The organism is Nostoc sp., assembly GCF_036919615.1.
Classification (GTDB): Bacteria; Cyanobacteriota; Cyanobacteriia; order Cyanobacteriales; family Nostocaceae; genus Nostoc.
The window spans coordinates 26,857-39,080 of record NZ_JBALCN010000098.1; the positions used below are offsets into that span (position 1 = coordinate 26,857).

The following is a 12,224-nucleotide window of genomic DNA, read 5'->3' on the forward strand; positions in this document are numbered from 1 at the left end:
CAATAAGTGGATCTATTTTATTAACTATTGCAGCTAATTTATAACTATACAAGGGAGTAGCTAGGCTCCCATACTGTTCAAATTGCTGAAGGAGGCATTTTTAGTCAGCTTTAATTGTAAGATAACCTCAACATGAGATTCTATTTAATTATTTCCTTACAGAAAGAGTCATGGTCTTTAAAACAGCAACTGAACACCTGATCGCCCTAAAAAGTGTCAGCAAATCTTATCAGCAGCCCAACGGTCAGCAGATTGTCATCCTGGAAAATATCAATCTAGAGTTGCATCCAGGGGAGATAGTCGCGTTGCTAGGGCCTTCGGGTTCAGGGAAATCTACTTTAATGCGGATAATTGCTGGGTTAATCCCTCCCAGTCAAGGTGAAATTCTATACCAGAATCGTCCTCTAGTTGGTTTGAATCCTGGAGTAGCAATTGTTTTTCAAAGTTTTGCCCTTTATCCTTGGTTAACTGTACTAGAGAATGTGGAACTGGGTTTAAAGGCCAAAGGAGATCCCCCCGACTCTCGACGGCAAAAAGCGCTAGGGATGATTGATATTATTGGTTTGGATGGGTTTGAAAATGCCTATCCCAAAGAGCTTTCTGGGGGAATGCGTCAACGAGTTGGATTTGCTAGGGCTTTGGCCGTAGAACCAGAACTGTTATGTATGGATGAGCCGTTTTCGGCATTGGATGTGCTGACAGCAGAAAACTTGCGGTTTGAGTTATTAGATTTGTGGTTGGAACGTCGGATACCTACCCAAGCCATTCTCATTGTTACCCACGGGATTGAGGAAGCGGTAATTATGGCGGATCGGATTATTGTACTAGGACGCAATCCGGGGAGAATTCGGGCTGACTTACCTGTGACTTTACCCCATTACCGCGATCGCAAACACCCAAGTTTTCAAGACCTGGTAGATAAAGTTTATACAATCATCACGAACCCAGAACTAGAAACAATTCAGCCCCCAGCGACTACCTCTGTACAACCTGCAACACTACCAGCAAAATATCAGTCTTTGCCAGCAGTGCGAATTGGTTCTATTGCAGGTCTTTTGGAACTTTTAGAAGATCGTCAGGAAAAAGACCTATATCGGCTTGCCCAAGAATTGCAACTAGAAGTAGATGATATTTTACCAATTGTGGAAGCTGCAAAATTAATGTATTTTGTAGAGCTTGCAGAAGGCGATATTAGCTTAAATCCAGTCGGGCAAAAGTTTGTCAATGGTGGTATTGATGATCGCAAACAAATCATGCGATCGCAACTTCTAACCCATATTCGCTTAGTACAGCAAATTTACCGTCTTCTGGAAGCGAAAAATAATCAACGCATTCCCGAAGAACTGGTTTTAGATATCCTGGAAAATCACTTTAGCCCACAAGAAGCCGAGCGACAATTAAAAACCGTCGTTGATTGGGGTCGTTACGCCGAGATATATGGCTACGATGAGCCATCGGGACAAATCTTTTTAGAGCAAGTTGTCAATGCTGATTAGTCAGTTGTCATTAGTAACTCTTCCCGTTCTCTTATTTACCCACTATTATGACCCGACCGCTGACTCCTGCTAATAAAACTCTGGGACGTAGCAATTGGACTTGGCAAGATGGATTACTGATTCTGGTGATTTTATCTTTTATTGTGGCAATTATTAGAACTGCTTCCCAATTTAGCGGTACTTTTGAACCTGAACTCATAATTTCTACAAACATCAATGCTTTGCCAGGATATACAGCCCAAACCCTGATCCGCATGGGGCTGGCTTACTTTTTCTCCCTAATTTTCACCCTATTGTATGCTTATACTGCTTATCGCTCCCGAATTGCAGAGCGAATTTTAATTCCGATGTTGGATGTTCTGCAATCGATTCCAGTATTGTCTTTTTTACCAGGTGTGGTACTAGCTTTGATTGCCCTGTTTCCGGGTCAGAGAATTGGTGTAGAACTAGCAGCTATTTTGCTGATTTTTACTGGTATGACCTGGAATATGACTTTTAGTTTTTACCAATCTCTCCAAAGTATTCCGCGAGAATTACTAGAAGCATCGCGGGTTTATCGGCTTAATCCCTGGCAACGCTTTTGGACATTAGAGTTACCATCTGGTGTGATTGGTTTGGTGTGGAACAGTGTAATGTCGGTGGCTGGAGGTTGGTTTTTTTTAATTGCTATTGAGTCATTTACCTTGGGGAATAAAGATTTTCGCTTGCCTGGATTAGGCTCTTTTTTGGGCACAGCAGCCAATAATAGAGACTTTAAAGCTATATTCTGGGGCTTAGTGCTGCTGATTGGGATCATTGTGACAACTGATTTTTTTGTGTGGCGACCCCTGATTGCTTGGGCAGAAAAATTTAAGTTGGAGATGGTTGAAACTGAAAATGCACCTCAATCATGGGTGTTGGATACTATCAGGCGATCGCCTACTTTACGTGCAATTAGTGATCGCGTTTTTCAACCATTACAAACAGTCTTAGACGACAGTTTAATTCGGTCGTTCCCGGTGCGTTCTGTACCTGTAAATTCTAAAGGCAACCTAAACTTGCCAAGTTTTTTTAATTGGGTATTTGTTAGTGGCTTCACCTTAATTGTCCTATGGGGTACTTGGGAAGCCGTGCTACTATTACGGACTTTAGGCTGGGCTGATTGGCAACAGGTAATGAAAGGTGCTGCCTTAACAGCGTTGCGGGTAATCATTGCTTTGATATTATCACTGTTGTGGACTGTACCCGTGGGAGTAGCAATCGGTCGCAATCGACGGCTGGCTCAAGTGTTGCAACCATTAGTACAAATCGCCGCTTCTGTGCCTGCAACAGCTTTATTTCCAGTGCTGCTTTTGGGTTTAACCCGCGTCGCTGGCGGTTTGCAGATTGGTGCGATCGCTTTGATGATGTTAGGAACAATGTGGTATATCCTGTTTAATGTCATTGCTGGGGCACAGTCGATTCCCTCAGACCTGATCGAAGCAGCTTGGGTGTATAAATTGTCACCTTTGCAACGCTGGCGAACCTTAATTTTACCTGCTATCTTCCCTTACCTTATTACAGGAATTATTACCGCTGTTGGCGGCGCTTGGAATGCCAGTATCGTCAGTGAGTACGTCACATTTCAAGGACGAGTAATTAGTACCCCGGGATTAGGGGCAACTATTTCTCACGCCACAGCTACAGGTAATTTCTCTCTACTGTTAGCTTCGACAGTGGTCATGTCTTTATTGGTTGTGTTGACCAATCGTTTGATTTGGCGACCTCTTTACAATCTGGCTCAAGAGAAATATCAATTATTGATTTAAGAATAAGTGTACTGCTCAACAATAATACTAATTCCAAAAATATTGGCGACACATCAATTTTTCTTAGGGCACAAAGCTTTGTGCCCCTACCCAATAATCCCTTTCACATCTACTTGACTGGAATAAGTTCAAACTCGAAAGTACTGATCAAACGGTCATCAATATAGACCTCTATTTTATGCTTACCAACCGGATCGCCAGGAGCGATCGTCCAAAAATTCTCAATTACACCCTCTGGAGCCGACTGTGTGCGCCGTGTCACAGATGTAGTGCCGTCTGCTGATATTGAGAAGTCTTCACCGTTATCTGTACCCCAAGTTTCTGGAGGTTTTGGTAAATGCAAGACTTCGCGCCATTTTACTTCACCTTGGTAGTCTTTGAATTTAATCCGCCATCCATAGACGTTTCCTTCCTGAAGTGGCACTCTTGTTGTCTGAAAAATTGTAACGTTACCTTTGGAGTCAACTCTCTTGAGTCCGAACTCGGTGTTACTAACAGTAATCTGTTTTGTATTAGTTGGTGCAGGAGATGATATAGGATTTTCTACCAAAACAGAAGTAGCGTTGATTGGCGCAGAACCGATGACCCCACATATTAGCCAAGAAGAAGCTAGCACAGCAGTAGTAGCCCAAATTCTCATTAGTATGGTTTTCCTGTCAGACTTTTGGTACTTATTCAAGTAATCTGACATGTTTTCCGGGTCAAGGTTACCTATGGTTGGACAAAGACGAAGTTGCTTTTAGGAATTTGACGGATTTAACCGATAGGCCATCGGATGTAAAACAAACCACTGCGCCGTTTCTGCATCGGCGATGGGCGGTAATTTAGGTAGGGCTTACGCACACTCTAGGATTCTTGCCGTTCTTCTCTACGAGACGCTACGCGTTGGCAGAGCCTCTCCAAGAGTTGGTGTCTTCTCTTCTCTTCGAGAGGCTCCGCCAACGAGACGCTGCGCGTTCACGTAGTGTCTCGCAGAGAAGGCGGTAGCCTGCGGCAAGCCACTACGTGTCTACGATAAATTAAGCTTTTTGGCGATTTTTGCATAAGTCCTGATGTAGATACTGTTCAATCTCGCCAAATAGACGGCTTTGGACTCGGACTTGCGACGCCGATAGCCTCCCTTGTGCGTCTGGTAGAGTTGCGTAAAGCCTTCGGCATGGCTTCGCTGAGAGCGAGTATTCGTCCCTTGCGCGTCTGGTAAGAGAGCATCATAGCCTGCCGCAGGCATCACAGCGCAAATTGTACAAGGTTATGGGGGGCAAATCACCGTAAAAAGTATACTTGGTCAAAGCTCAAGTTTTCAAATTAACCTTCCCCTCAAACTTTGACCCATCTTGATAAGATGAAACTTTTTCACTGCTGTGATAACTTCTTCGCCATTTTTCGAGATGATCTATAGATATTGATTTAGATATGACGTTCACACCATTTCCTCGCCAAGCAACTTCTGAATCAGTTGTGAAAACCCCACATTCTAATTGATCTAGCCTCATATTCCAATATTCACTAAATCGCCCTTTTAAAGTTATAACTTGCTCAAATACCTTGTTTCTATGTTTATTTCTTCTCTTTCTTTCTGTCGCTCCTGTTGCTTCTGTATCAATAAACTTAGTTTCAATTAAAAACAGACTACCTTTAAAGGTCAGGTAAACAAAATCACACTTTCCTAAATCTGTATAATCTGAAATTGGAGATTTTTCAAATAACAGCAATTCAGCGCACGAGGGAAACAAGTCTTTAATATTCAGAAATAAATAAGCTTGCAATAGAAGTTCCTTATCATAAGGAAACAAGATAACTCCTTCAAAAAATTTTTGAATGTCCTCATGAGTTTGGGGTTGAATTTTTTTACAGTATGAAACAAATTTACCTAGCTCGTTTACGATCATCAAGTTCCTAACTCCTTCCCCCAGTCGCAGCCTTAAGGGTATTAGCATAAAAAGATACCACTACCTCAAGGAAATTATCATCCGCATAAGTAACTAAAAAAACGATTTAAATCCTGAATACTTAAGGCAATTTACTGTTGACAGTTCAGTAAAACTAATTTTTAAGCTGCTTTTCAGTATCAGTGGATTTTTTACTCCTGGTGTCAGCTACCAGTCAACGATTTTATATGAGCAAGAAAACTGGCGTTTTGTAAAGCTTGGACAGTTATTCTAGAATCTTGTACGCAAAATTGCCAACCCAAGCGAACAAGTTTACGAGAATTTTCAGTTTGGATAATTCCAATCACTGGCATTTTTGCCTTTTCTTTGTCTCCTGACTGTTCTTGCAAAATTGTTTTCAAACGATGTAGTTCTTCGATATTGCCTGCTTGCTGGGGATTTAACTCCACCATTACCATTTGTACTGTTTCCACTGGTTCTGCATCTTCAAGAATAAATTGAGTTTGCTCATCGCGTCGATCTACTTTTCCCCAAATAATCAATCTAGTGTCAACTACGAGTAGGGAACTAATACGTTCATAGGTTTTAGGAAAAACTACAGCTTCTGATTGGGTAGTCAGGTCTTCTATTTGTAAAATTGCCATCTGATCGCCTTTTTTAGTAACCACTTTTTTAACGTTATTCAACATGACAACTGCACAAAGCCTTATTTCTTCTCTTTGTTCTCCCAGTTGCGAAAGGTTAATTGGAGTTAAAAGTGGTGCTATTTGCCGTAAGGATTTCAGTGGATGATCTGATACATAAAAGCCTAATAATTCTTTCTCCTTCTGCAACTTTTCCTGTGGGGTAAAATCCATTACAGGTTTAGATTTGGGAGCAGTTTCAAAGGCATTATTTGCTCTTTTATTCTGAGTCGAAGAAAATCCGCCGCCTAATAAATCAAAGAGATTCCCTTGACCACTGGCTCTGTCTTTAGCGCGAGATTGTGCCCAATCATACACTAATTCTAAGTCGTTAATTAACTGTTGGCGGTTAGGTTCAATTTTGTCAAAAGCTCCACAATAAATCAGCGATTCTAGAGTCCGGCGGTTAACAGCACGTAAATCCACGCGATCGCAAAAATCAGCGAGTGATTTAAACTCTCCTGTCTCATTTCTCGCCGACAAAATACAGGCGATCGCATTCTGTCCCACGTTACGCACCGCTGAAAACCCAAACAGAATCTTTCCCGCTGCCGGTGTAAAATCAACGCCAGAACGATTAATATCTGGTGGATCTATGGAAATACCCATATTTGTACAGTTAGTAATATATCTCTGCACCTTATCGGTATCGCCACTGTTAGCTGTTAACAGTGCCGCCATATATTCCAATGGGTAATTAGCTTTTAAATATGCTGTTTGATAAGTTACATAACCATAGGCAGTCGAATGGGATTTATTGAAGCAATTGGAAGCTATTAAGCCATTTTTGAGCGCAAAATTATGGTCACGCTCAACCCCAATATCATAGACATTTTGTTGGCCTAAATATTTACGTGTGGCTATTTTGATCATCCTACCCTACCCGAAAAAAATTGTGCAAAATTAATTAAAAAAATGATGACAATTGTAGCTATGGTAATACCTATAATACAAAATTATCTCACTAGAAAACACTGATATACTCTTACACAAAACTAGCCAAAATATATCAAAACTTTGGTAAACTATTAGATAGGCAGTTAATAGCCGTATAATTGCTGTTTTTAAAGTTTATTAAACACATTTCAATACATAGTTATCCGCTTAGTCAGATGTCTGGGGAGTGGGAAGAAGCTCTTGATCTTTTAGCTGGGGAGAAAAGTTTTCCCTTCTGCACCCCGCCCCTCTGTTTCTTTCCAATGCCCAATGCATCAGTTACTATCGTTGAAAAGCAACTCAGTATAAAAGGGTGTGGGTTGGTGAAAGTGGCGCTGATCGTAATTTTGGCGGTGGTTGTGGGATTGTTTGTGGTAATCGAGATCGGATTGCGATCGCTCTTTGGTTTTGGTAATCCCTTGATTTACATTGGCGATGAGCAGATTGGTTATTTATTGGCTCCTAACCAGCGTACCCGTCGTTTTGGTAATCGCATTGAAATTAATGAGTATTCTATGCGAGGTAGTCCGATTAAAAAGATGCCTGCACCTTCTGGGCTGCGAGTCCTAATGTTAGGGGATTCTATTGCTAATGGTGGCTGGTGGACAGATCAGACTAATACAATATCCAACCTAATGATGCGTTCTCTGGCATCATCTAATAATAGTAATTATCAAGAAGCAGAAGTGTTGAATGCTTCAGCTAACTCTTGGGGACCAAGGAACGAGTTAGCTTATTTACAGAAGTTTAGCAATTTCAACGCTCAAGCGGTAGTGTTATTAATTAATACCGATGATTTGTTTGCTACTCCTCCCACTTCTTTACCAGTAGGACGCGATCGCAACTATCCTGATAGTAAACCTCCTTTAGCATTAATGGAAGTGTGGCAACGTTATATCGTCAAGCAAAAGCCAATTCCTGAAATGAAAGCAGTGCAAAATGAAGCAGGCGATCGCGTTGGGATTAATTTGGAGGCGATCAGCAAAATTCAAGCCCTAACTCGCCAAACAAACAGCCAATTTCTGCTATTCATGACTCCCTTATTGCGAGAAATTGCTGAACCAGGCCCCCGCGATTACGAAATTAAAGCCCGCCAGCGCTTGAACGATTTTACCAAAGCACAGCAAATTAACTATATAGACTTTTTACCGATATTCAATTCAACTACCAACCCGCAAGCTTTGTATCATGATCATATTCACCTCAACTTGCAAGGTAATAAATTTGTCAGTGAAGTTATAGAGCGATCGCTTTTGGAAATACTGGGGGAGGCACCACTTCCTCACTAAGGGTACTCACAGCACGGACACGATTAACGGTAAAGCAGGCAACGATGCGCTATATGGGGAAGGTGGCAATGATACGATTATTGGCGGTACAGGTAACGATTACTTGGATGCTTACAATTCAGAAGGCGATAATCTGCTCTCTGGTGGCGATGGCAAGGTTATTTAATCTTTATTAGCGCTCTGCCATCACCATACAGTACGGTTTGCAAAGTGCTATTTTTAGCATCTTGTATTCGATTGCTCACTCAATGCAAGTCATTTTGGTAACCCACATTCCACACTTCAAAATGGAATACATTGATGTTTCAAAGAATATTACTAGTACCAACCGTTTTAAGTCGGTAGGACTTACGCATTCATGAATTGCCCCTACCTAAAAATCTTTCTTTTCGGCTATTGTTTGCGTAAGTCTTGGTCAGATTTGTTTTGATGAAGCGACACAATTCAAATCCACTCATTCCCGGCATTACTACATCAGTAACAATCGCATCTGGCTTTGATTCTAAGATTATTTATAGAGCTTCTTTGGCACTAGTCGCCTTAATGACATTGTAACCCCTATCGTTGAGATAATGACTAATAATTTCAATTCACTCAGGCAATCTTCTATAACCAGAATGGTAGCGATCCAGGTAATACTCAACCTTAAATCTCCAAAAAAATATGTTGATTAAGTGGAGTTATTTTTTAGATGAGGAAATTAAACAATATGTTGAAAGATTACTTTTAATAGATCTCCTTGTGTAAAAGGCTTGGCTAAATAGCCTGATGCTCCGACCATCTTAGCTTTAGCTCTATCTATAAATCCTGATTTGGCTGACACCATAATCACAGGTGTATTTTTAAAATGTGAGTGTTTACGCAGTAAAGTGCAGAGTTCATATCCGTCTAAATTCGGCATCGAAATATCCAACAAAATTATGTCCGGTTTTGTGCGGACAATCTGCATTAAAGCTTTCAAAGAATCGGTAACTCCCACAACAGAGAATGTTTGCTCATCTAAATAACTTTTAATAGCACTCAATACCGTAGGACTGTCATCAATACAGAAGATTGTGTAGATTTTTTTTTCAGCAGGCGGTTGGATGATTCGCTGACCCCTATGATCATTAGTATTAATAGAGTAGGCTGCTGGTTTATAACCGTTTGTTCTAGGTAACTTTGGTGTTGTTTTGGCTTGAGGTTGTAGCTGATTTATTTGGAACAATTGTGGGGGATGCGATTGAGAAGTTGGTGATGTCTCATGATAAGCTACTTCTCTACAAGAGGCTTCTATTTCAGAGACACCAACGCTTTGGGGCGTTTGACATCGTTCAACTAATAAACGGAGATTTAGATAACAAAACTTTGGCATGTCATCTAGAAAGCTCTCAGGAATAAATTCATAACTCCCCTCTTCTAAGTTCAGAAATGACTCCAGAACTTCTAGCGCCAATTGCTCTATCAGTATCGCCGCTTGAGAGGGACTGATATATTTCTGATTGACTAACCAGCAAATAGCCAGATAATCTGGGTTCGGTATTGCCTGATTTTCAATACCAGTTTCAAATATTGCCCGCAACTGTTCTTTGATTCCGCCAGGGAGAGTAGAAATTTGCTGACTCAAGCGTTGCAAATTCCTGTAAAGCGGCTCAAACATTTTCTCTGAGTAGCAGGCATAAATTAGTTTACCCTCGTCCATATATATTGACCAAGAGCCTGACGTGCTAAACACCTGCAAACAACCAGTAACCGACTTACCAGTGATTTTTTTCAACAGAGATAGGGGCTGGAGCTTTTGGAAAAATCTGTATCTACTAATTGGAAGTGTCTTCATTGGGATGGCTTTGGAATAAAATTAACATTTGCAGGCAAAATTAGTGAATTACCTTTTCGGAATTCACCGCGACTTTGTTGGGAGTACTGTCAGATAAATATAGCGGTCACATTTGAATTAGTACAGAGATTCCACACCCCCCAACTCCTAATTCACCAATCTCTGTTAAGCTATAATGCACGAAATACAACTAAATCAATTCATGCTATTGCCCAATAGCAAAATTGCCCGACTGGTTGCCAGGATATAGTATTTCAAAAATTAGATTGGTTTTCTGTATCTTTTGCTAATCTAGCCAATCTAACATTAACTCAAGTGTCACACACAGACCATTGGCTCTCGCCCATCAGTCACAAAAGCATCATTGTTATCCGTATTTTGCAGCTTAAAATTGCAGATACTTTAGTTCTCTTGCAAAAGTTTTTTTGCCCCTAATGCTAAAGTCGGAGCGACCAAAATCTACTATAACGTAGAGGTAAATGCCTCTCCCTCAAGGCTTTTAGTCAGTGCTGGCGAACTATGTTTTTGTCGCCGTGACAAAAGTCGTCGGGTACTTTTGTTAGAAGTTTATTCTTGAGGGGAACTTCATCAAGAGAAAAAGTATTATTGAAAACTAAGCGTTCAAAAAGTTCAATGTCTTACTTAGGTTTGTGATTGTAGAGCAAGTCTTAGTGTTGGGATTGGGCAAAATTATCACTTGCACAAAAAGAATAGTTACCTCCGACCAAGTATGAGTTAGCTGATAATTGCCGCCATGATGGTGTGTGGTGAGATGCACAGGCGACTATATCAGCAGAAGGGAATCTCTTTATAAGTACTGGAAACAGGTTCTGATATTGTGTGGGGCTAAATAGTCACCTTGCAGAATTTGGAGTCACAAATTCAAGAATTTACAGTGAAATTCTTGATTAGTAGTACATACCTGCAAAATAGCTATTTCCAACTCGATGGTAGATAACAAGTAACGTACTCACTAAAATTCAGGTTACTATAATTTTCAAAAAAAGTTAGCAGAAATATATAAACTTTATGATAAATCTGTGAAGGAAACATGAAAACTAATTAATATAATCTTCCAGTATTTATTTGTTCAGATGTCCTGAAAGGCTGAAAATGTACAGTAAAAGATAATTTTGTATACTTATTAAATTACACTTATAAACGAGTGAATCATTTCATTGTAGCAATTTGCCCGAAAATCTCAAGTTTTAAAAGTCACAAATATAAATACAAGATTGTCCGCGTTCGCATTCATTAACCTATAAGGTATATGTAGCAAAAAGACGCAAAGAATTTCTTTGCGTCTTCGACGTGAGATTTAGAAATGGACATTCTCTGCGTTAGACTTCTCCATCTACTTAAAATTGCTCCCGCCAGCACCAGCCTAAAAGTGTACCACCTACTACCAGCTTAAGTACTTCCAGTACCCAATAACTGCCGTGTAATAAATTCATTGTTGATGGAATAGCAGCAGCAGCTTCAAATAGGTTGAGTTGAACTCCTATAGCGCACATTTGCGGAGTTAAGAAATAGGTGTCAAGCATAGCTATAGTTAGTAGCAGCCCAGATAAAACAATAGTGCCAATCCGCCAGTGATATCGGGTTTTGCCCAAAGCTAGTGCCCCAGTCAATACTACAGCAGCAGATAATAATTCCATCCGATTGAAGTTCCAAAAAATCGTATAGCCTGCTGTCGTAAAACCAGCTTGACTCATCATCCCAGAAAGATAAAGACTAGGCATAATTACCCAGTCTAAAACTAAACTAGCACTGAGCCAAAAGCCCAAAGTCAATATGATCGCGGTTTGCCAAATTGGTCGTTTGAATTCAAGGCTAGAAATAGCAGTCATAAAATAATTGCGTGTGTTGTATTCTTAGTTTCTAACTTCATTGGCAGTTTGACAAGTAATATCAACTAACCTTTACAAAGCGATCATTCTTAATTCATTCTTAATCCAATCCCAAGATTTTTTAAACTTAGTTGAGAAATATTAAGATATTTGAAAAATTAATTTGAATATATTTTGTCTGTTAGAAATACTCAATTTTTTTAGATCGCAAGTAACTAGTACCGCAAGGCGGAAGTCAAAAGTCAAAAGTCAAAAGTCAAAAGTATTATGGAATGGTCTTTTTATGGATTTTAAATGGTTGCTCTATTTACACCGTGGTGTACTAGTCAAGCAATAGCAAGGGAGATGCGTTAGTTTCTTCTCTGTTAGCAAGCACAGAAACCCACCATCATTCTGGCTTCCCAATAAGTCTCTTCAGTAATAACATTGCCATCCGACATCGTGGTGTTACAAAGCAAAACGTTCTCCAGCAATCCAG

At 40.2% G+C, this 12,224-nt stretch carries 9 protein-coding genes and 1 pseudogene; 4 read left to right on the forward strand and 6 right to left on the reverse strand.

Going from position 1 to position 12,224, the window contains the following annotated elements; genetic code table 11:
* Positions 1 to 170 precede the first annotated feature (170 nt).
* Entirely contained in the window at positions 171 to 1,496 is a 1,326-nt protein-coding gene (locus V7K48_RS29875) for an ABC transporter ATP-binding protein (protein WP_335078140.1), read from the forward strand.
* 47 nt (positions 1,497 to 1,543) lie between these two features.
* Positions 1,544 to 3,283: an ABC transporter permease gene (locus V7K48_RS29880; RefSeq protein ID WP_335078142.1), complete on the forward strand. Its 1,740-nt coding sequence runs from the start codon at positions 1,544 to 1,546 to the stop codon at positions 3,281 to 3,283.
* 109 nt (positions 3,284 to 3,392) lie between these two features.
* On the opposite strand, the gene V7K48_RS29885 is transcribed toward V7K48_RS29880, so the two are convergent.
* From V7K48_RS29885 to V7K48_RS29895, 3 genes are all read right to left on the reverse strand, one after another.
* Complete coding sequence (locus V7K48_RS29885) at positions 3,393 to 3,923, reverse strand: hypothetical protein (RefSeq protein ID WP_335078144.1); 531 nt, start codon at positions 3,921 to 3,923, stop codon at positions 3,393 to 3,395.
* Between the two features lie 652 nt (positions 3,924 to 4,575).
* Complete coding sequence (locus tag V7K48_RS29890; RefSeq protein ID WP_334979817.1) at positions 4,576 to 5,172, reverse strand: hypothetical protein; 597 nt, start codon at positions 5,170 to 5,172, stop codon at positions 4,576 to 4,578.
* Between the two features lie 203 nt (positions 5,173 to 5,375).
* Complete coding sequence (locus V7K48_RS29895; RefSeq protein ID WP_335078146.1) at positions 5,376 to 6,728, reverse strand: helix-hairpin-helix domain-containing protein; 1,353 nt, start codon at positions 6,726 to 6,728, stop codon at positions 5,376 to 5,378.
* 386 nt (positions 6,729 to 7,114) lie between these two features.
* Here V7K48_RS29895 and V7K48_RS29900 point away from each other — a divergent pair, with 386 nt between their 5' ends.
* Together V7K48_RS29900 and V7K48_RS29905 are read left to right on the forward strand one after the other, a co-directional pair.
* On the forward strand, positions 7,115 to 8,080 hold the full coding sequence (locus V7K48_RS29900) for an SGNH/GDSL hydrolase family protein (RefSeq protein WP_335078390.1): 966 nt from the start codon (positions 7,115 to 7,117) through the stop codon (positions 8,078 to 8,080).
* Positions 8,081 to 8,102: 22 nt separating this feature from the next.
* Positions 8,103 to 8,246 (forward strand): hypothetical protein, encoded by a 144-nt coding sequence (locus V7K48_RS29905; protein ID WP_335078392.1) that lies wholly within the window; start codon positions 8,103 to 8,105, stop codon positions 8,244 to 8,246.
* Between the two features lie 253 nt (positions 8,247 to 8,499).
* Here the strand turns inward: V7K48_RS29905 and V7K48_RS29910 are convergent.
* From V7K48_RS29910 to V7K48_RS29920, 3 genes and pseudogenes are all read right to left on the reverse strand, one after another.
* Positions 8,500 to 8,723 (reverse strand): annotated as a pseudogene (locus V7K48_RS29910) (response regulator); the annotation flags it as partial.
* Between the two features lie 57 nt (positions 8,724 to 8,780).
* The gene (locus V7K48_RS29915; protein WP_335078148.1) at positions 8,781 to 9,896 is read right to left on the reverse strand and encodes a response regulator; all 1,116 of its coding nucleotides are present in this window, start codon (positions 9,894 to 9,896) and stop codon (positions 8,781 to 8,783) included.
* A 1,358-nt stretch (positions 9,897 to 11,254) separates the two neighbouring features.
* Positions 11,255 to 11,746: a hypothetical protein gene (locus V7K48_RS29920; protein ID WP_334979825.1), complete on the reverse strand. Its 492-nt coding sequence runs from the start codon at positions 11,744 to 11,746 to the stop codon at positions 11,255 to 11,257.
* Positions 11,747 to 12,224: the final 478 nt, after the last annotated feature.

Bases quoted from the DNA above. Each gene is read 5' to 3' on its own strand.
- V7K48_RS29875 (WP_335078140.1), top strand. From the start codon at position 171: ATGGTCTTTAAAACAGCAACTGAACACCTGATCGCCCTAAAAAGTGTC.
- V7K48_RS29880 (WP_335078142.1), top strand. From the start codon at position 1,544: ATGACCCGACCGCTGACTCCTGCTAATAAAACTCTGGGACGTAGCAAT.
- V7K48_RS29885 (WP_335078144.1), bottom strand. From the start codon at position 3,923: ATGAGAATTTGGGCTACTACTGCTGTGCTAGCTTCTTCTTGGCTAATA.
- V7K48_RS29890 (WP_334979817.1), bottom strand. From the start codon at position 5,172: ATGATCGTAAACGAGCTAGGTAAATTTGTTTCATACTGTAAAAAAATT.
- V7K48_RS29895 (WP_335078146.1), bottom strand. From the start codon at position 6,728: ATGATCAAAATAGCCACACGTAAATATTTAGGCCAACAAAATGTCTAT.
- V7K48_RS29915 (WP_335078148.1), bottom strand. From the start codon at position 9,896: ATGAAGACACTTCCAATTAGTAGATACAGATTTTTCCAAAAGCTCCAG.
- V7K48_RS29920 (WP_334979825.1), bottom strand. From the start codon at position 11,746: ATGACTGCTATTTCTAGCCTTGAATTCAAACGACCAATTTGGCAAACC.